General features: G+C 46.2%; 15 protein-coding genes and 1 pseudogene. 14 read left to right on the forward strand and 2 right to left on the reverse strand.

What is annotated here, in order from left to right:
* Positions 1 to 103 precede the first annotated feature (103 nt).
* From NYE35_RS12660 to NYE35_RS12695, 8 genes and pseudogenes are all read left to right on the forward strand, one after another.
* Positions 104 to 1,816, forward strand: coding sequence for a DNA repair helicase XPB (locus NYE35_RS12660; protein WP_076104790.1), 1,713 nt, complete (start codon positions 104 to 106; stop codon positions 1,814 to 1,816).
* Positions 1,813 to 3,738, forward strand: a complete 1,926-nt coding sequence (locus NYE35_RS12665; protein WP_076212698.1) for a helicase-associated domain-containing protein — start codon at positions 1,813 to 1,815, stop codon at positions 3,736 to 3,738. The genes NYE35_RS12660 and NYE35_RS12665 overlap by 4 nt, the downstream gene beginning before the upstream one ends.
* 20 nt (positions 3,739 to 3,758) lie before the next feature.
* Positions 3,759 to 4,196, forward strand: a complete 438-nt coding sequence (locus tag NYE35_RS12670; RefSeq protein ID WP_036686168.1) for a YlbF family regulator — start codon at positions 3,759 to 3,761, stop codon at positions 4,194 to 4,196.
* Between the two features lie 38 nt (positions 4,197 to 4,234).
* On the forward strand, positions 4,235 to 4,498 hold the full coding sequence (locus NYE35_RS12675) for a YlbG family protein (protein WP_036686170.1): 264 nt from the start codon (positions 4,235 to 4,237) through the stop codon (positions 4,496 to 4,498).
* 162 nt (positions 4,499 to 4,660) lie between these two features.
* On the forward strand, positions 4,661 to 5,098 hold the full coding sequence (locus tag NYE35_RS12680) for a hypothetical protein (RefSeq protein WP_036686574.1): 438 nt from the start codon (positions 4,661 to 4,663) through the stop codon (positions 5,096 to 5,098).
* 170 nt (positions 5,099 to 5,268) lie between these two features.
* On the forward strand, positions 5,269 to 6,168 hold the full coding sequence (locus tag NYE35_RS12685) for a selenium metabolism-associated LysR family transcriptional regulator (protein ID WP_038570298.1): 900 nt from the start codon (positions 5,269 to 5,271) through the stop codon (positions 6,166 to 6,168).
* A 23-nt stretch (positions 6,169 to 6,191) separates the two neighbouring features.
* A pseudogene (locus NYE35_RS12690) lies at positions 6,192 to 6,644 on the forward strand (GNAT family N-acetyltransferase); the annotation flags it as partial.
* Positions 6,645 to 6,716: 72 nt separating this feature from the next.
* On the forward strand, positions 6,717 to 7,604 hold the full coding sequence (locus tag NYE35_RS12695) for a PHP domain-containing protein (RefSeq protein WP_076297752.1): 888 nt from the start codon (positions 6,717 to 6,719) through the stop codon (positions 7,602 to 7,604).
* An 82-nt stretch (positions 7,605 to 7,686) separates the two neighbouring features.
* On the opposite strand, the gene NYE35_RS12700 is transcribed toward NYE35_RS12695, so the two are convergent.
* Entirely contained in the window at positions 7,687 to 9,576 is a 1,890-nt protein-coding gene (locus NYE35_RS12700) for an Rqc2 family fibronectin-binding protein (protein ID WP_076274917.1), read from the reverse strand.
* A 290-nt stretch (positions 9,577 to 9,866) separates the two neighbouring features.
* Here NYE35_RS12700 and NYE35_RS12705 point away from each other — a divergent pair, with 290 nt between their 5' ends.
* From NYE35_RS12705 to NYE35_RS12725, 5 genes are all read left to right on the forward strand, one after another.
* On the forward strand, positions 9,867 to 12,686 hold the full coding sequence (locus tag NYE35_RS12705; RefSeq protein WP_036686174.1) for a calcium-translocating P-type ATPase, SERCA-type: 2,820 nt from the start codon (positions 9,867 to 9,869) through the stop codon (positions 12,684 to 12,686).
* A 137-nt stretch (positions 12,687 to 12,823) separates the two neighbouring features.
* Positions 12,824 to 13,660 carry a diaminopimelate epimerase gene (gene dapF / locus NYE35_RS12710; protein WP_094902135.1) on the forward strand — a complete coding sequence of 279 codons (837 nt, stop codon included), beginning with the start codon at positions 12,824 to 12,826 and terminating at the stop codon, positions 13,658 to 13,660.
* A gap of 146 nt (positions 13,661 to 13,806) precedes the next feature.
* Complete coding sequence (locus NYE35_RS12715; protein WP_254924572.1) at positions 13,807 to 15,471, forward strand: spore germination protein; 1,665 nt, start codon at positions 13,807 to 13,809, stop codon at positions 15,469 to 15,471.
* A complete protein-coding gene (locus tag NYE35_RS12720; protein WP_080742471.1) occupies positions 15,389 to 16,675 on the forward strand; it encodes a Ger(x)C family spore germination protein in 1,287 nt (428 codons plus the stop codon). Before NYE35_RS12715 ends, NYE35_RS12720 begins: the two co-directional genes overlap by 83 nt.
* Before the next feature lie 23 nt (positions 16,676 to 16,698).
* Positions 16,699 to 17,799, forward strand: a complete 1,101-nt coding sequence (locus NYE35_RS12725) for a GerAB/ArcD/ProY family transporter (RefSeq protein WP_036686178.1) — start codon at positions 16,699 to 16,701, stop codon at positions 17,797 to 17,799.
* On the opposite strand, the gene NYE35_RS12730 is transcribed toward NYE35_RS12725, so the two are convergent.
* Positions 17,772 to 18,029: a hypothetical protein gene (locus NYE35_RS12730; RefSeq protein ID WP_036686181.1), complete on the reverse strand. Its 258-nt coding sequence runs from the start codon at positions 18,027 to 18,029 to the stop codon at positions 17,772 to 17,774. The two genes, NYE35_RS12725 and NYE35_RS12730, sit on opposite strands and share 28 nt — an antisense overlap.
* 184 nt (positions 18,030 to 18,213) lie before the next feature.
* Here NYE35_RS12730 and NYE35_RS12735 point away from each other — a divergent pair, with 184 nt between their 5' ends.
* Positions 18,214 to 20,082, forward strand: a complete 1,869-nt coding sequence (locus NYE35_RS12735) for a bifunctional homocysteine S-methyltransferase/methylenetetrahydrofolate reductase (RefSeq protein ID WP_076099571.1) — start codon at positions 18,214 to 18,216, stop codon at positions 20,080 to 20,082.
* Positions 20,083 to 20,101: the final 19 nt, after the last annotated feature.

Consider the following 20,101-nt stretch of genomic DNA (forward strand, 5'->3'; position numbering starts at 1 on the left):
GCTCATGACCGTTATGCGGGGATGGGCTTTTTCCTGTTATATGAAAATAAACAAAATTACATAGCGCAAACTTAAATTACATGAACACTAGGGAGGAAAAGCTATGAATGGATCAGGAGCTTGCATCGTGCGCAGGGACCGGACAATTTTACTGGAATGTGCTCATCCGGATTTTGAGGTGTCAAGGAAAAAGCTAGGGACTTTCGCGGAGCTGATAAAAAGTCCTCCTGCTTACCATACCTACCGAATTACCCCGTTATCTCTTTGGAATGCGGCTGCGCTTAATTATACTGCTGAGGAGATTATCACTAGCCTGCATCACCTTGCACGCTGGGGTGTTCCCACAGGACTGGAGGAGGAAATCGAAACTCTTTTGTCCAGATATGGAAAGCTGACTCTTCATGGCCAAGAGACTCGGAATGAGGTCGTTATGTTAAGAGCGGATGCTCCTGAGCTTTTGGATGAATTGAGTGATGAACAAGGTCTAAAAGCGTTGGGTCTACTGAGAATAAATCCTCTGGAATGCTCGTGTCCTGCGGAGAATAGAGGGCTTTTGAAACAAGAGCTGATGAGATTGGGTTATCCAGTTCTCGACTACGCCGGATATCATGAAGGACAAGCGCTTAGCTTGACCTGGAAGGAGAATCTCGATGCCTGCAAGGCTGATACGGCAAACGATTCATTTGGCTTACGTGAATACCAGCAGGAGGCCGTTCAGCTGTTTCAAGGGACAGAAGGACAAGGGGGAAGCGGTGTGGTGGTGCTGCCTTGTGGCGCAGGAAAGACAATTGTAGGAGTAGCAGTACTTGAAAGTCTCCAATGTGAAACCTTAATTTTAACTTCAAATACAACATCCGTAAGGCAATGGATGGATGAACTGCTGGAGCGAACAGATTTGGCCGGGGAGGCAGTGGGAGAATATTCCGGTGAAAAAAGAGAAGTGCGGCCAGTTACCATTGCCACCTATCAAATATTAACCCATCGTTCGTCCAAAGACGGTCCGTTTCTCCATATGAAGCTGTTTAACGAACGCAATTGGGGCTTGATTATATATGATGAGGTTCACCTGCTTCCAGCGCCTGTATTTCGGGCTACAGCAGACATTCAGGCTACACGTCGACTGGGGCTTACAGCCACTTTGGTTAGAGAAGACGGGAAGGAAGGGGATGTGTTCTCTTTAATCGGACCGAAACGCTACGATCTGCCTTGGAAGGAGCTGGAGCAGCAGGGCTGGATCGCTGAAGTGGAATGTGTAGAGATCATTGTGCCCATGAATCCGGAGCTTAAACAAGAATATATGTACGCGGCGGCAAAAGAAAAATTTCGTATGGCTTCATGCAATCCTGCCAAAGCTGAGATTGTAGCCAAGCTTCTAAAGGTCCATGCAGGCTCTTCGGTACTGGTTATTGGACAATATCTCGACCAGTTAAGTGAACTGGCTAACAGGATCGGGGCACCTTTAATTACCGGCAAAACGAAGCAGCGTGAAAGAGACGAGCTATATGCGGCTTTTAACGAGGGAGATATACAGGTACTGGTGGTGTCAAAAGTAGCGAATTTCGCGGTGAATTTACCTGACGCGTCGATTGCTATTGAAGTCTCGGGAGCTTATGGATCCCGGCAGGAGGAAGCTCAGCGACTAGGTCGAATCCTCCGTCCAAAAGCGGGGGAGAATAAAGCCTATTTTTATACACTGGTATCTGAAGATAGCCGGGAACAGGATTTCGCTTTGCGCCGCCGGATGTTTTTGACTGAGCAGGGTTATGAATATGTCGTTAAAAAGATGCCGAGTGGAGAGGAGCGAACCATTCATTGAACCAGCTATCAACAGAAGCATTAGAGGTATTAAAGCGGTTATGTGCAGCTTATGCTGCCCAGCCGTTTGAAGAAGGGAAAGAAGAACGATTGCGCCCTGTGGCGCTTTGTCGTGCTGAGCAAAAGCTTGCAATGAACGAATTGCGCCGCGAGGGGCTGTTAACTGCAAGGCATAAAATTTTGGGCGAAAAGCTGTATCAGATTCCGGTTGATCAACTACCGGCAATTGAACAAGAATTTTTCCCGTATCAGCCGCAATTCATTGCCGGGCATTTAGTGAGTCTTACCATGGAGGCGGGGGCCGGACTGGCGATAGATCTGTTTCGGGCTTTGCTGTTCACCGCTTGGGAAGGATTGCCGCTGACAGCCAAGGGGATTATTCATAAAAAGCATCTAAACCGCTTAGCGGCGCAGCTCTCTTTTGGCGAGGAGCATTTGCAATGGCTCTCCGTGGGTTCTCTTTTAGAGGAACAGAAAACTCTTTCTGTCATTGCGACGGTGGATATCCTGCTGTGTCTTGGACTTATTCGCAGGCAGAGCGCCGGGTACACGCTTGATATGGAGCTATTGGATCGTTGGCTGCAGCTTCCTGAAGCGACGATGAGTGACATTCTCTATGGAATTATAATTAATCGCTGCGGATGCGTGGGACCTGCCGATCAACATTTTCGTTATATAATCTCAAATGCAGATTTTATCCCCGGGAAATGGATAATGCTGCCCGCGCTATTAGACTGGATGATGGATGCTAATCTCACAGGTACCGTTGCCCGTAATGAGCTTGAACAATCAAGCTTGAACTGGTTACGTTGTTTAACAGGCTTTGGCTGGTGCGAGCTGGGAGAAACCGCTGAGGGTATGTTGTGTTTTTGCTGGACCGCTGCTAAGCCAATGCTATCTGCTGAGAGGGGATCATTCGCTGCTGTTGGGTCTGGAGATACACAGGAACAGTTTATTGTACAGCCGGATTTCGAGGTGCTGGTTCCACCGGAGGTCCCCTATTCTGTACGATGGACACTGGCTGGCTGCGCTGAGCTCCAGCAAAGTGATACGATATGGAGCTTCCTTCTGACGAAAGAGAGGTTGGAACTTGCAGCTGAGCGTGGAATGTCACCGAATGACATCATCTCATGGATAAGTGAGCATGCACTAGGAGGACTTCCTTCGGTGGTTCAAATGTCTCTTGAGCAATGGGCAAAAAGCATTGGCCGTACCTCACTCTCCCAAGTAATTATTTTGACCTGTCAGACGGAAGCAGATGGAGCTGCTATCGCAGCTCACCCGCGTTTACAGGAGAACCTTGAACGTATCGGTCCTTTACATTTCATAGTAGACCCGCAATGTATGGAACAGATACGAAAAGAGCTGTACTCCGCGGGGTTAGCGCCTTCCAGAATCATTGGAGGACAGGTAGAGGAAACAAACCTAGGGTGGTGTTTGTTTCCTCATGAAACAGGAAACCCCGAAGCAATGTATGTTCTTCCAGAGCTGAATGTAGAACTAGGATTGCTGTCCAAAGGGAATCCTTTTCTTAACCTGCCGGTTATTGCTCCTGAACAGGAGGAAGAGATTCTCTTCGGTGGAGAAAATGTACCGCAGATCTGGAGCAAAGAATGGCGGCATTATCATAGCTCGACTGCACAAAAGGTGATGGAGCAAGGGTTAAGATGGGGAGTCAAGGTGCGTTTTGCACTAAAGGATCAGATGTTAGATTTTATCCCTTCACGCATAAGTGGGAATCCATGGAGAGTTTCCGGACAACTGCTCTTTCATGATGGTGAAACGGTTGAAGATATAGAGCTCACTCCGGAAGACTGGAAGGAAATGAAGTTAGTTATTCCCAAAGGACGAAGAAATTCCTCTTCTGCTCAAGCGAGTGATTATGGTATGATAGAAAAGTCTACTGGATCGGTAGATCATTAACGAAGAAAAGAGCTGAGTTCATGAGCGTAGCTGAAATAAATACGGTCGATATGGCTGAAGTACTGACATACGCCTATGAATTAGGCGATATGATTAATCAATCCGCCGAGGTGTCGGATTACTTATACTGGAAAGGGCGGGTTGATACGAACCCCGAAATTCAGGCCATGGTCAAACGACTTCAGACTAAGAAGGAGCTGTTTGAAGAAACACAGCGTTTCGGACATTTCCACCCGAATTATCATTCAGCAAAGGATGAGGTTTCGGCAGTAGAAGCGGAACTGGAGCAGTTCGAAGAAGTTGTTCGTTTCAAGCTGGCAGAGAAGACCCTTGACGACATTCTGCATTCCATGTCGGAAGCGATTGCTTTTTCAGTATCAGATAGCATTAAAGTACCAAGTAATGATCCTTCCCCTAAAGGTGGATGCGGCAGCGGGGGAAAATGCTCCTGCGGATAAGCTTCCCTTAGGATTTAGAGAGAAAGGCGGTTTAGCTTATGTTTGCGGAACGGACAGGATACATCATTTGGGTAAGTGACGTTAAAGCGGCACGTAACCTTGAGAAATACGGAACATTACATTATGTTTCTCGGAAAATGCATTATGCAGTTATGTATGTAAATGCAGAACGGGCCGAGGAAGTTATGAAGAATGTCCGCAGACTCTCCTATGTACGAAAGATTGAAAGATCTTATCGTAACGAAATTAAGACAGAGTATACTAGTAATGGACCGGACAAGTCCCGTAATTACAGTATGTGATTCCAGGAGATAAACAGGCGCTTAAACAGCGCCTGTTTTTTTATGCTTATTTACAAAAAAAGCCATTACTCTCAAGGGGAGAAACTTGTACAACTTTCGGCAATGAGGTAAGATGACAACATTAAGTGCATACTAAGACCCTTATGGTGGAGTGTGATGATGATGCGCAACAAGGGGATGGATTGGCCCAGCACTTATGAGCCCTTCCACATCATGCTGAACGATTACAGGGTCGCCGACATCGTTATAACAAATCATGCGAAGAGCCGTTATATGGACCGCATCAGCAATGGTGCAAGCAATGCCGAAGAGGTCGCTGCATGGATGTGGCAGTGCCTAATGCAGAATCGGATCAAGCCCTTTTCAAGCAGTGATTATAACGCATATTTAATTGACGATGACTCTGTAGTAATCGCTGAGTTTACGGAATTGACAGGTGAGAGAGATCTCTCAGGCCAGCCATTATATTCTATGATCATCGTTTCGTTTCTTGGTAGAATCTCGGTGATGCCACAGCTGAGAGATTTAAAGACCTATTTTTCACTGCTGCGTAATTCTCACCGTACAAAGCTGTCGAAGAAGAAGCGAAGACGCAAATAGTCTATAAAGAAACGGGCAAGAGGCATGCGGCGAGTCTGCATGTCCTTTTTGAAAATATAAGAATTTATATACTGCACAATTATAATATTCTTAGATTTCTACGGGAAACGATTGTCGTCTTTAAAGGACGGCAACGACGTTTCTTCTTGTAATATAAGGAGTTGCGAAGCATGAACTTTCACCAGCTGCATATTTTTTATACGGTCTCCGAGCGGGGAAGCTTCTCGGCGGCGGCGCAGACTTTACATATGACTCAACCAGCTGTGACCATGCAGGTACAGGCGCTGGAGGATTATTTTGGCACCAAATTGTTTAATCGTTCCACCAAAAAAATCGTACTCTCTGAGGCAGGGCACACTCTAATGCCATACGCGCTACGCAGTATTCAGCTGATGCGAGAGACGGATCAAGCCATGTCAGCATTCACACATATGCTGGAAGGGAGATTGCAGCTTGGGGCGAGTCTTACGATAGGAGAATACGTGCTGCCACGGCTGTTAGGCCCTTTCGGAAAGCAATATCCTAATATTTCAATTATGATGAAAGTGATGAACACCTCGCAAATTATGGAGGAAATCCTCAAGCATCAACTGAATTTTGGTTTAATTGAAGCCCCGGTCACACATCCGGACATGGAGATCGAGCCCGTGATGGGGGATGAGCTGAAGTTGATCGTGCCATATGATCATCCACTTGCGGAGCAGCAAGAGGTTACCTTGGAGCAAGTGCTTCAGCATCCTTTTGTATTGCGTGAGCAGGGCTCAGGAACGCGGCGTGTGATGGAAGAGCAGCTGTTCTCCAAGGGACTTGATCCGGGAACAATGAAGATCGTGATGGAGCTTGGAAGTACGGGAGCTGTGAAATCTGCGGTGGAAGCAGGTCTTGGCATAACGATCATATCGACCTCTTCGGTTAAGCATGAAGTTGCGCTTGGACTGTTGAAAATTGTGAATATCTCTGATGCCTCTTTTAAAAGACAATTCTACGCCATTCATTTAAAATCAACACTGCTGCCAATTTCTGCAGTAACCTTCCTGACTTATTTGCGTGAGCATTCGAATGAAATCTGATAGTTAAAGCGGGGGATATCACAATGTCAATTGTTCTACGTGGAGAAAAGCTAGTATTGCGCGATATTACAGAGGCTGATTTTCAGAAGCTTTATTATCACTATCATGAAGCTGAAGACCGTGAACACTTGAAATGGGATGGTCCTTATAAATCTTTGGCACATCAAAGATTCGAAAAGTTTACCGAGGACTACATAGGTCATTTGGCGTTAGTTGAGACGGAAACCCCGCGTAACCTGTTGATCATAGAAATAGACGGCAAGGTAAAGGGGAAAGTAGGACGCTACTGGATATCGCAAGAAACCAACTGGATGGAGATTGGTATAGTAATCTTTGATTCTAGTTATTGGTCAGGTGGTTACGGTACGGAAGCGTTTAAGATGTGGATAGATTATTTATTTAATTCTCTTGATACAGTCCGTCTTGGAATAGGCACCTGGTCAGGGAATAAAAGAATGATCGGGTTGGCAGCGAAATGTGGCATGGTGGAGGAAGCTCGCGTCCGTAAAGCACGAATCGTGCGAGGAGAATACTACGATGCCATAAAAATGGGGATTCTGCGGGAAGAGTGGGAGAATGCAGGCAACCTACCTGCGAAGGATGTATGCGACCTCCATACCCATACTCTAGCATCTGACGGCATGCAGCCGCCAGCGGAGAATGTACGGCTTGCTAAGGAGAAGGGGCTAAGCGCTGTTGCCATTACGGATCATGATACAGTAGCTGGCGTGAAGGAAGCCTGTGAAGCAGGAGCGAAGTACGGAATAACCGTTGTGCCTGGTGTAGAGATCAGTACGCGTGCTGGTGGCAAAGACATTCATGTGCTGGGCTATTATGTTGATCCTGAGAATGAACAATTTCTCTCACGTTTGGAAGGGCTAAGAGATACCCGGGCACTTAGGAATGAAGCGATAATTACCAAGCTGCAAGACCTTGGTATTGCGATTACCTTGGAACAGGTTATAGCGGGGATCGGGCGGGAATTGAAGCCTGATGAAAGCATCGGCCGGCCACATATTGCCGACGAGCTGGTTCGGCTTGGGGCAGCTACCGATATGAGAGATGCCTTCAACAAGTATTTGGCCGAGGGTGCAGCGGCCTATGTGTCACCTCCTAGAATCACACCGGAGGAAGCTTGCGAGTGGATCATTGAGGCAGGAGGGTCTCCAGTATTAGCCCATCCGGGTTTGTACGGGGATGACCTTCTGGTGCGAGATATTCTGGAGCAAGGCGCTTTTAAAGGGATTGAGGTCTATCACTCTGATCATGGACCTGCGGAAGAAGAACGTTACCAAGTTATGGCTGAGGATTATAATCTGTTAATAACCGGAGGTTCTGACTTTCATGGTGCCCGTCAAGGCGTGATTTTTCACGGGGATATCGGCAGTGTTACGGTTTCTACAGAAGTACTGAAGTTTTTAAACAAAAAGGCATGAAATTAGTGCGGAGCGAATTATAAAAAACCTCCAGCTATAGATGTTCAACATCTGCAGCTGGAGGTTTCTTTATATCTAGTATTTAGCTTCTCAAAGTATTTGGAAGACTCTTAATTCTTTCCTCATTGGGTGTGACGAACAGTGTCTTTTGATGATCATAGATTACAAATCCCGGCTTGGAACCGCTTGGTTTACGTACATAGCGGATCAATGTACAGTCCACAGGCACACTGCTGGACTGTTTGGCTTGGCTGAAATAAGCGGCAAGCTGAGCGGCTTCTTCCAGCGTTGCATCTCCAAATTGCTCACTTCGGATGACCACGTGTGATCCGGGGATGTCCTTGGTATGCAGCCAAGTATCATTCGGAGAAGCCAGTCGATTGGTGACGTATTCGTTCTGCAAATTATTTTTGCCGACATAAATATCGATTCCTTCTGAAGAGGTGAAGACCTGTAATGTGGGTCTGGTGGCCTTTTTCTTCTTTTTGCCCTTTTTGCTCCGGTCTCGCAGATAACCTTGGCTTACAAGCTCGTCGCGGATCTCCTCAATATCGTTGAGGGAAGCGTGGGCAAGTTGCTGCAGCAGACTCTCCATATACAGAATTTCCTCATGCGTCTTCAAAAGCTGTTCATTAATGACAAGCAGGCTGTTTTTATATTTGTTGTATTTTTTGAAATAACGTTGTGCATTGTCCGAAGGATTTAATAACGGATCGAGCGGAACCACCATTTCCGCCTGATTTTCATCATAATAATTGACCAAGGAGGCTTCTTTATCCCCTTTGGATACCGCGTGTAATGAAGCGAAAAGCAACTCACCCCAAATGCGGTAACGATCCGCATCCTGAGCTTCGTCGAGATCCTTCTGCAAATTAGCGAGTTTCTTAACGTTTTTGCTCCGTTCATTGCTGAGGAAGCGGATCAAATCACTCACCCGTTGCTTTACAGTATCGCGCTCGGCTTTATCCCCGTAATAATCCTCCATACATTCACTGATGGAGTTGTAATGTTTCGCACTCTCACCCAGAAGTGTTAAGGGGATCGCAGAAAAAATCATCTTACCTTTTGCGTTTGCACCTGCAACAGGAGAAAATTCGTTATCGCGTACGGATCCCATTACAGAATGGAAGGCAACCCATAATTGTGTCGGAAATGCTGCTTCGGATTCTGTAACTTCGCCTTTATCCAGGGTGTTTCTCAGACGAAGAGCAATTTCACCAGCAATCAGTGGGCTCATTCCGCTGAAAGCATGTACCATCCAGCCCACGGGGTCAGCTGAGGGAGAAGGACCGCCAGAGCCGTCAGGTTTTTGCTCTACTGCTTCTTTTGTGATCAGATTAGCAAGCTCACCCTCAATGATTTCTTCTGGCTCAGTCTCCTCCTCAACATCCTCTATCAGTGCAGCTTCTTCAGCAGCCGAGATTAAATTGAGAAATTGCTCCTGACCAATCTCCAAAGGGTTCAGCTTATGTTGCTGTGGCGGCTCTGTATAGGCGATGCCGGGCATCACAATCCGATAGCTGCTGATCGATGGAGTTACATGATGAATGCCGTCTATGATCGTTCCAGAGCTGAGATCAGTAAGAATGATGTTACTGTGTCGACCCATGAGTTCTATGATGATCTTTTTGGCAAAGACGTCACCAAGCTCATCTCTAGTCTTGACGTTTATGTGAATAATTCGTTCCATACCTACCTGCGTAATACTTTCAATGGTCCCTCCCTCACAATGCTTCCGCATAAGCATGCAGAACATGGGTGCTTCCGAAGGATTAATGCTGTTTCTTTCGGTAAAATGCACCCGAGGATACGTTGGATTAGCAGAGAGCAGCAGCTTGCCGCCGCCACCTGCGCCGCGCAGGTTAAAAATTAAATCGTGATTGTTCGGTTGATATATTTTTCCTATACGTGCACCTATGAATGATTGCAATTCGTGCACGATAGCTCGGGTAACAATGCCGTCTAATGCCATGATAAAGCTCTCCTGTCGCCGTGAAATGAATTTCTTAAATATAAGAAAGTAAAAGTTTCACACAATACTTATACCTTATATTTCTCGCTCAAACGCTTACCTGTCCTTATAAGGACGCCGAAGACGTCTATGCTCACCTCTCTATGATGCCATACTTTAGGACATTCGCGCAAAAGGGGAATTGGATAGGGGTGATATTATTGGACGACCTTGAATACATTTGTCATGAACAGGTGGAAAAGCTGTGCGCCGCCGGAAGTAAAGAAACGACCGGGAGGGAAAGAAAAGTCATGGAACAAAACAGTTGGCACCGTCTCGGTGCAGAAGAGCTGCAGAAAATGTTCAATGTCCAGCCAAGGACGGGCCTCAGTGATGAGGAAGCCGCGGAGAGACGAAAGGAGAACGGGTACAACGAGCTGTCGGAAGGAAAGACAGTATCTCCGTTTACCCTGCTGTTGAACCAGTTCAAGGATTTCATGGTGCTTGTGCTCATGGGTGCAACGCTTGTATCCGGGTTGCTAGGCGAATACTTGGATGCCATCACGATCATCGCGATTATCCTACTGAATGGAGCGCTTGGATTTGTTCAGGAGTTTCGCGCCGAACGTTCGCTAAGAGCTTTAAAGCAACTCTCCGCACCTTCTGCCAAAGTGCTACGTGGAGGGAATAGCGAGATTATCCCAGCCAAGATGTTGGTGCCAGGTGATATTGTCTTGCTGGAGAGTGGAGATCGGATTCCTGCCGATGTACGTTGGTTGGAATGCAGTGCTCTATATGTGGAAGAATCCGCACTTACTGGGGAATCATTGCCTGTCTCGAAGCATTCGGAAGCGATCCGTGCAGAAGAGATTCCGCTTGGTGATCAGAAGAATTTAGGCTTCATGGGCACTATGGTGACCAGAGGAACAGGGCGAGCTGTTGTAATCCGTACCGGTATGAACACGGAAATGGGTAAGATAGCGGATCTAATCCAAAATACGGATTCTCAGGAAACACCTTTACAGCATCGGCTTGAGCAGCTAGGAAAGATTCTGATCTACGTATCTCTGGGATTGACAATTGTAGTTGTGGTAGCAGGTATTCTGCATGGACAGCCTGCCACCTCCATGTTCTTAGCTGGTGTGAGCTTGGCAGTTGCCGCGATTCCGGAAGGTCTCCCCGCTATTGTAACTATTGCGCTTGCGCTAGGCGTGCAGCGGATGATCAAACGCAAGGCTATCGTTCGTAAATTGCCGTCAGTGGAAACGTTGGGCTGTGCCTCGGTAATCTGTTCAGACAAGACAGGAACATTAACGCAAAATAAAATGACGGTGACCCGATTATGGACGGGTGGACGTGGTCTTGAGGTAACAGGTGAAGGGTATGCTCCAAATGGACAGGTTCTGGAGAAAGGCAAAGCAGTGGATCTAAAACATGATCAAAGCTTACGGCGGATGTTGCAGGTTGGCGCATTATGCAGCAACGCGGAAATTATTGAGACCTTCCAGTCTGAAGTGCGAGGCAAACGAAAAGGGAAGGATAAGGATGCTGTTCTTGAAAAGTCTGCAGACAACACTTCCGTTTGGGAACTGAAGGGCGACCCGACAGAAGGAGCGCTCGTGGCACTGTCAGGAAAGATGGGACTGACCGCTCAGACGCTTGCCGTAACCTACACTCGTGAACAGGAATTTCCGTTTGATTCTGAGCGGAAGCTGATGTCTGTGATCGTAGGCCATCCGGGAGGACGGATGGTATGTACCAAAGGTGCGCCCGATGTATTGCTGAATCGCTGCGCATATATGCTTTGGGAGGGCGGTGTTGTGCCTTGTACGCCAACTTTGCGGCAGAAGGTGCTTGATGCCAATGAGCAAATGGCTTCAGGAGCCCTTCGTGTGCTAGGTATGGCTTACCGGGATATGCGTCCAAATGAACATGTGAATAGTGAAAAGGATGCGGAGAATCAATTAGTCTTTATTGGCTTGGCAGGAATGATCGATCCGCCACGTCGTGAAGTCCGCGATGCCATCAGTGTCACACGCCGGGCAGGGATTAAGACGGTTATGATTACTGGTGATCATGGAACAACTGCCGAGGCAATTGCTCACCAGCTGGGAATTCTGCAGCGTGGTGGAACGGTGCTGACAGGCGCTCAGTTAACCCGGATGGATGATGATGAGCTGGATAAGATATCGGACAATGTGTTTGTATTCGCCCGCGTATCTCCAGAGCATAAGCTTCGGATCGTTAAATCTCTACAACGTCACGGTCACGTAGTGGCTATGACCGGAGATGGAGTGAACGACGCTCCAGCCATTAAGGCTGCAGATATCGGGATATCCATGGGGATCACAGGTACAGATGTGACCAAGGAAGCATCGTCACTTGTTCTCGGGGATGATAACTTCTCAACGATTGTTGCTGCCATCGAAGAAGGCAGAAATATCTATGAGAATATTCGTAAATTCATTCGTTATCTGTTGGCATCCAATGTGGGAGAGATTCTGACTATGTTTTTTGCCATGATGCTGGGTCTGCCTTTACCACTCGTTCCGATCCAAATTCTTTGGGTCAATCTAGTGACAGACGGACTGCCAGCGATGGCACTTGGAGTGGATCAGCCCGAGAAGGATTTGATGGAGCATAAACCTCGTGGTGCGAAAGAAAATATTTTTGCCCGCCGCTTAGGCTGGAAAATTATAAGCCGTGGATTCTTGATTGGTTTATGTACGCTAGGAGCATTTTGGCTAACTTTACGTATAGCACCAGAGAATCCTGCACAATTGATTCGGGCACAGTCCGTTGCTTTTGCAACACTAGTTATGGCACAGTTGATCCATGTGTTCGATTGCCGCAGTTCGCGTTCAGTGTTCCACCGCAATCCGTTCCAGAATAAGTATCTAGTGCTTGCCGTGTTGTCATCAGTCTTACTGATGCTGGCCGTAATGTACGTGCCTGTGCTCCAGCCTGTCTTCAAAACAGTGCCGCTCAATTTCCGCGAATGGTGTCTGGTGTTTGTAACAGCGGGGATCCCGACCTTCTTGATGGGTGCCGGCAGTGTTTGGGGTGGCAAACGTAATCGTGGACGCAGCGGCAGTAATCCGATGATAAAAAGTACAAAAATTTCAGCATAAAGTCAATACTAATGCTCCATTCCTAAAGGTATACTTGTTGCAGTTAACCGCTCATATGCTTGCGAAATGCTCAATTACACAGAACTTTAAGCTTAAGCGAATGCTAACATAACATAACCTTTAGGAGTGGACTTTTAATGGAATTCACAAAAATGCACGGCCTCGGTAATGACTTCATCGTTGTTTTCGGCGAGCAAGAGCTGCCAAGTAATGCAGCGGAGCTTGCTGTAACCCTATGCAACCGGTTCTTTGGAATCGGTGCTGACGGACTGGTATATATCCTGCCTTCTGAGCGTGGCGATTTCAAGATGCGTATTATGAATTCTGATGGTTCGGAGGCGGAGCAGTGCGGAAATGCCATTCGCTGTGTCTCTAAATATGTATATGACCACGGACTGGTAAGCTCAGAGCAGATTGTAATAGAAACGATTGGTGCCGGAGAACAAAAGGTTACTTTAAACGTGAAAGACGGTGTTGTGGAGACTGTAACCGTAGATATGGGCGAACCTGTATTGTCCGGTCTGCAAATTCCAGTATCTATTGATGCAGAGCCAGTGCTCGCTCAGCCGATTGAAGCGGACGGAACCGAATTTAAGTTCACAGCGGTATCCATGGGAAATCCTCATTGCGTGATTTACGTAGAAGATGCAGTGAATTTTGATCTTGCCACATGGGGACCTAAGCTTGAGGTACATCCTTTGTTCCCGAGAAAAGTAAACGTTGAATTCGCAACGGTACTGGATCGGGGCAGAGTGGATATGCGTGTCTGGGAACGTGGGGCAGGACCTACGCTTGCCTGTGGCACTGGAGCCTGTGCAACCCTTGTCTCCTCTGTACTGAATGAATTTACAGACCGGGCAGCTTGGATTAGTCTAAAGGGCGGCGATCTCTATATTGAATGGAATGAAGAGGATAATCATGTGTATATGACTGGACCTGCTGAGGTCGTATTCACGGGCAGTGTAGCAATATAGAAAAATAATAAAAAGGCAGTCCAAGAGCACATTCTTGGACTGCCTTTTTTGTGTTTCTAACCTGAGGTGACTTTAAGCAGCCGAATAATGGAAGGAGTAACCGAGAATAATACTACAATGTTTATGAAAAAAAGGAGGGGAGCTTGTTGAACATCAACGGGTTAACTAAAAAAAATAAATCCGGTAAGGGACAGCAAGCTGACCCGGCAGGTCCAGGTTCTGGAGTGAGATTAACCATTCATCTGGAGCAGACGCTAAACAATATCATAACCGAGCTGGGAGATAGTCCGGATCTTAGAATCCGCCAGGTAAAGCTTGGTGAGGAATCCGTTGTTGAGGCTGCTGCGGTACATCTTAATGGTCTAGCTAAGACAGAAACCGTGAATCAATTTGTAATGGGTTCATTGCTCTCCATAACAGATGAGATGCTTAAGGAAAGTAATACTGCAGCAAATAATAATCTGAATGACCTCATTTTAAACCGTGCCCTGGAAATAGGTGAAGCGCAGCTGCAGGAGGATTGGAACGAGGTGCTGCTCGGAATTCTTTCTGGGAAGACACTGATTCTCATTGAAGGTTATGACAGTGGCATCATGTGTGAGACTGAAGGAGGGGAAGCTCGTTCTGTCACTGAACCCTCCACTCAGCTAGTTGTGCGTGGTCCAAAGGATAGCTTTGTTGAATCTTTGGCTACGAATGTCTCATTAATACGCAGAAGAATAAGATCACCCAAACTAAGACTCGAGCATGTGAAGATCGGGGCGGTAACTCAGACCGATGTGGTTTTTATGTACATCAAGGATACTGCGGACGAGAAGCTGGTTGAAGAAGTTAGAAAACGGCTGCAGCAGATTAATGTAGATGCCATCATGGAATCCGGTTATATCGAAGAGCTGATTCAGGATAAGACCTTTACCCCTTTTCCGACCATCAATAACAGCGAGCGGCCAGACGTTGCTGCAACGAATCTGTTAGAAGGGAGGGTAGTGATTGTCGTTGATGGTACCCCCTTTGTATTGATTTTGCCTGCAGTTTTCACTCTTTTTTTTCAGTCAGCTTCGGATTATGCGCAAAGGTTCGATATTGCAATTCTGATGCGAATTATTCGGTATATCAGTTTTATCGTGCTTATTCTAGGGCCTTCCGTGTATATAGCTTTGACGACGTTTCATTATGAGATGATCCCTACGACTTTGCTGATCAACCTTTTATCGCAACGGGAAAATGTGCCTTTCCCCGCTTTTGTCGAAGCTATTCTAATGGAAGGTGCGTTTGAGATCATCCGGGAAGCGGGAGTAAGAATGCCGCGTGCAGTTGGGCAGACCGTATCTGTAGTAGGTGCTCTGATTCTTGGTCAGGCTGTGGTAGAGGCTGGAATTATTACGCCCGTTATGGTGATTGTGGTCGCGTTGACCGGGATTGCGAGCTTTGCCATTCCAGCGTATAACATGGCGATTGCGGGCAGAATTATCCGCTTTGGTTTTTTGATATTGGCTGGTATGTTTGGTTTTTACGGGATTACACTGGGTTTAATCGTACTGGTTGCACATATGAACAGTCTGCGGACTTTTGGCGTTCCTTATTTGTCTCCAATCGTGCCTTTGTCATCCAGAGGTCAGAAGGATGCCGTCTTAAGGCTGCCTTTGTGGGCGCTTGGCACAGCAGAACCAGCTCCTGCTACTGCGCAGCAAGGGAACATTTCAGAAGGGAAGGAGATCACAGCCGGACATGAACAGAACCTATCTCCAAAAATTCTTGATAAGACTAAAGGGACACAGCCGCATAAGAAAGGAAAGCAAGATTCTGAGTAAATGCAATTTTTTCTTAGCAGGACTTTTACCTTGCGTATTGATCTGTCTTAGTCTCACAGGCTGCTGGGATAGTGTGGAATTAAACAGAAGAGCCATCGTTTCCGGTGTGTCCATAGATAGAGGACCTACAGAAGAAGAGAAATATGTATTATCCTTTCAGGTTATCGTTGCTGACGAAATCTCTGGGAAGAACGCTAGAGGAACTTCACCTGTTTCGGTTTATAAAGGTAGCGGCCGCACTATGTTTGAAGCATTAGCTAATGCCTCGCGTCAGACTGCACGTTTTTTGTCTTTAGGACATATTAGGGTGGTCATCATTTCCGAGAAGTTCGCTCAAGAAGGCATCAAGGATATCATGGATGTGCTGGAAAGGGAAAGCGAAACCCGGCTGACAAGCCTGATTTTTATTTCCAAGGGACAGCCTGCAAGTGAATGTATGACAACTATGACCGTGTTCGGAAGGATTCCAGCCAATGATTTGGTGGAGAAGCTGCAGACAACCTCTAAACAATTCGGATATAACTATCGGATGGAAGTGGATGATATTATCCGGGGGATTCAGGTTCCGGGTGGGGGGCCTGTGATCAATGGCGTGCTAGTGACTGGAGATTTGGACCAGAGGGAGAGCAACGATAATTTAAAGAACATAAGTCCGAAGACCATAATAAAGGTTACCGGTCTTGCAGCTTTTAAAGAAGACAAGCTTAAAGGATGGCTGCTCGGCGAAGAGGCGATCGGTACCGTTCTACTTAAGAATAAAATATCTCAGATGCCGGTATTGGTCTCGATAGGGGAGAAGGACTATATATCGTTTAATGTGTATTTATCACAGGTACATATCCACGCGGATGCGAAAGATATAGAGCATCCTATCTTCACGGTTAATGTCACTCAGCAGGCTGGATTAAAGGAATCGCCCAATGGCTTGGATCTAACAGATCCAACAGTGTTAAACGATCTTTCGAAGCTTTTGGAAAAGAATATTCAAGAACAGATCCGCGCTGCCATAGCAACTGCCCGTTCATTAAAAAGTGATTATCTAGGTTTCGGTGAAGCAGTAGAAAGAGCTAATCCACGTGGCTGGAAACAAGTGAAAGATCATTGGGAGAGTATATTTGAAACCTGCCAGATTAATATCGAGGCTGATGCTGTGATCAGGCATACGGATATGCGAAGTGATTCCTTTCAATCCAAGAATAAGTAATGACAATAAAGGAGGAGACAGCTATGGGAAAGATAAAAATAGGACTACTCCAATTTTTCACGTTGACTTTGTTGTTTGAGCTGGGAACAGCGCTGGTAGTGAATCTTGGGATGGAGTCTGGTAAAGATGCGTGGATTTCCATACTCCTCGGAAATTTGATCGGTTTGATTGTATTTTCGGGGTACACTTATTTGTACAGAAAGTTTCCGGATCTCCCCTTAACGGCTTATACCCGCAAGCTATTGGGAAAATCCTTAGGTACGGTGATTTCCGTTCTCTACATTACCCTATTCCTCAATTTAGCGGGTCGTGATTTACGGGATGGCAGTTCCATGCTGGTTATGGCTACTATGCACCGCACACCTTTGTTTATTATTTCAACGTTGATGATCTTATCTTCTGCGTATGTTTTGCATAAAGGAGTAGAGGTATTATCCCGAACTTCATTGGTATTCGCAACTCTTGTAATGCTGATAGGAATATTTTGCTCGATCATGCTGATGTTATCGGGCTCAATTAATTTAAATCGATTACTTCCTATTTTTGAGAATGGGTTCCAGCCTGTGATTGATTCTGTTATTCGCCAGAACTATATGTTCCCTTTTGGTGAAATGATTTGTTTTACCATGCTAATGCCCTATCTGAACAATGTTAAAAAAGGTCCTTGGGTCATCGCCGCGGGGATATTTGTTTCAGGTTTGCTCTTAAGTCTGACTATGATGCTGAATATTTCCGTGCTTGGCACAGATATAGTGAAACGGTCACCCCTCCCTCTGATGCCCACGATTAGCAAGATTTCAATCTCCGATTTTATTCAACGTGTGGATATTCTAATTGTTATGGTGCTGATTATCGGCGTTTTTTTCAAAATGTCTGTGTTTTTTGCGGCCGCACTTATAGGAATTTCGGAATTGTTCAAGATTCCTTACCGGAGAATGGTCTATCCCTGTGCTCTGATCATTCTGTTCAGCTCGATGTTGAATGCGCGGAGCTTTACTGAACATATTAATGAGGGGGGGAGATTGTTATATACGATTTTCCCCTTCTTTATGGTGTTGATCCCTGTAATTCTTATCATCGTTGCGGCGATAAGAAGTCATCTTTCCCCGCCACGTTCTGGTTGATGTCCTGTTTTCCAGTAATAGATATCGGGGATGAACAAGCAGAGCAGCAAAATACAAGCAGTAGCTTTCTCAGAGGCGGTATAGAATAGATAGTTAAGGATATACCCGACGTTACCCAGCCCATAGCCATACAGCCAATCTAGCAAATAAATATACAGCAAGCAGAGAGTGGCTAGCAGTAAAGTTACAGCGTATTTTCGGATCAGAAACTTTCTTGTTTTTTTCTTCAAAGTATTCTCTCCTTTATGGAAATAACGGCATTAACGTTAGTATGAAGCTTTTTACATATGAACATGCATGGTGATATTTTGGTCTAAATGCTTTTCTTTTGTAAAGCTTATCATCCATACCGATTTATGTTACATTAGTATGAAACTAAAGTTAGAAACTAATGTGGCAGGGGAGGATCTTGTTGTGAAGCCGGATTTACGTTCCGCATGGGGAAATAAAGTATTAGTCGGAGACGGAGCGATGGGGACCTACTTATATCAGAAGGGTTTCCCGGTCGGCATTTCCTATGAAGAATTAAATTTGACCTCTCCGGGGGTAATCGAAGATGTTCATCGCAGCTATATTGAGGCAGGGGCAGTGCTGCTGGAAAGCAACACCTTCTCGGCGAACTATGACAGGCTGTCCAAATATGGTCTAGAATCCAAGGTTGAGGAAATAAATCGAGCCGGGGTTAGAATCGCTCGCCAGGCTGCTGGAGATCATGGGTATGTATTAGGAGCTGTAGGATCTATTCGTGCGGGCAAACGTGCGAATCTCTCTTCCACAGAGCTGAAAAAATATTTTACACAGCAGATTGCTGCATTGCTAGAAGAGGACGTAGATGGCATTATGCTGGAAACCTTTTACGATGTTGAGGAACTGCATTTAGCTCTAAGAACGCTCCGCAAGATCAGCTCGCTTCCTGTAGTTTGCCAATTAGCTGTCGATGAAACGGCACGCACATTAGATGGATTAACTTTGCCAGAAGCCTTTCGTATTCTGGAAGGCGATGGCGCTGATGTTATCGGATTTAACTGTAACACAGGCCCGAACGGAATGAAGCGAGCGCTCAAAGCTGTACAAGGGAATCTGGTTCTGCCAGCCTCTGTGTATCCAAATGCGGGTGTGGCGGATTATGTAGACGGAGAATACCGGTACGGGGCTTCACCAGAATATTTTGGCCAAATGGCACAGACTTTCGCGGAGATGGGCTGCCGGATAATCGGTGGTTGCTGTGGTACAACTCCGCAGCATATCGCAGAAATCTCCTCTGCACTGAAGAATTATGTACCGCAACCGCTTCCTAAACCGTTGCCACCTGCAGTGGAGCGTGTATCGCTGCAAGAGAATTTTGGCGATGAGGATAGAGATGGTAGAGAGCCGAACCTGGTTGATCTGGTAAAGGAACGACATACGGTTATTGTTGAGCTTGATCCACCTCGTGAATTGGATATTGCAAAGTTTATGCAGGGCGCAGAAGTTTTGAGAAGAGCAGGCGCGGATGCGCTGACACTCGCCGACAACTCCCTGGCTGTCACACGGATGAGCAACATGGCTTTGGGACATTTGGTGCACGCTAAAACTGGACTTCGTCCGCTAGTGCATATTGCTTGCCGGGATCGTAATTTGATTGGTACTCAATCCCATTTGATGGGTTTTGATGCGCTTGGAATTGATCATGTGCTGGCTGTAACAGGTGATCCTGCGAAATTTGGAGATCTTCCCGGCTCAAGCTCGGTTTATGATTTAACCTCTTTTGAGATTATTAGAATGATCAAGCAGCTGAATGACGGGATTTCCTTCTCAGGTAAACCTTTGAAACAGAAAGCGAATTTTGTAATCGGAGCTGCATTTAACCCGAATGTTAAACATTTGGATAAGGCAGTGCAACGTCTGGAGAAGAAAATTGCCTCTGGTGCCGACTATATTATGACCCAGCCTGTCTATGATCAGGAACTTATCGTGAAGATAGCTGAGGCAACAGCACATCTGGAAATCCCCGTATTCATTGGTGTTATGCCACTGGCAAGCGGACGTAATGCAGAGTTTCTACATAATGAGGTTCCCGGTATTCAGCTTACGGACGATGTCCGCAACCGCATGAAGGGACTTGAAGGGGAAGCTGGAAGAGCAGAAGGTGTCGCTATCGCTAAGGAACTGTTAGATGTTGCTACTGCCCATTTTAATGGAATCTATCTGATGACTCCGTTCATGTTCTATGATATGAGCGCACAGCTAATGGAGTATGTGTGGGAGAAATCAGGACGCAAATTGTCCCCCTTGTTTCGCTAGTAATAATCAATTACAATAG

This window comes from Paenibacillus sp. FSL L8-0494 (assembly GCF_038003695.1).
Taxonomy (GTDB): Bacteria; Bacillota; Bacilli; order Paenibacillales; family Paenibacillaceae; genus Paenibacillus_AQ; species Paenibacillus_AQ odorifer.

Bases quoted from the DNA above. Each gene is read 5' to 3' on its own strand.
- NYE35_RS12660 (WP_076104790.1), top strand. From the start codon at position 104: ATGAATGGATCAGGAGCTTGCATCGTGCGCAGGGACCGGACAATTTTA.
- NYE35_RS12670 (WP_036686168.1), top strand. From the start codon at position 3,759: ATGAGCGTAGCTGAAATAAATACGGTCGATATGGCTGAAGTACTGACA.
- NYE35_RS12675 (WP_036686170.1), top strand. From the start codon at position 4,235: ATGTTTGCGGAACGGACAGGATACATCATTTGGGTAAGTGACGTTAAA.
- NYE35_RS12680 (WP_036686574.1), top strand. From the start codon at position 4,661: ATGCGCAACAAGGGGATGGATTGGCCCAGCACTTATGAGCCCTTCCAC.
- NYE35_RS12685 (WP_038570298.1), top strand. From the start codon at position 5,269: ATGAACTTTCACCAGCTGCATATTTTTTATACGGTCTCCGAGCGGGGA.
- NYE35_RS12695 (WP_076297752.1), top strand. From the start codon at position 6,717: ATGGGGATTCTGCGGGAAGAGTGGGAGAATGCAGGCAACCTACCTGCG.
- NYE35_RS12700 (WP_076274917.1), bottom strand. From the start codon at position 9,576: ATGGCATTAGACGGCATTGTTACCCGAGCTATCGTGCACGAATTGCAA.
- NYE35_RS12705 (WP_036686174.1), top strand. From the start codon at position 9,867: ATGGAACAAAACAGTTGGCACCGTCTCGGTGCAGAAGAGCTGCAGAAA.
- dapF (WP_094902135.1), top strand. From the start codon at position 12,824: ATGGAATTCACAAAAATGCACGGCCTCGGTAATGACTTCATCGTTGTT.
- NYE35_RS12720 (WP_080742471.1), top strand. From the start codon at position 15,389: ATGAACAGAACCTATCTCCAAAAATTCTTGATAAGACTAAAGGGACAC.
- NYE35_RS12725 (WP_036686178.1), top strand. From the start codon at position 16,699: ATGGGAAAGATAAAAATAGGACTACTCCAATTTTTCACGTTGACTTTG.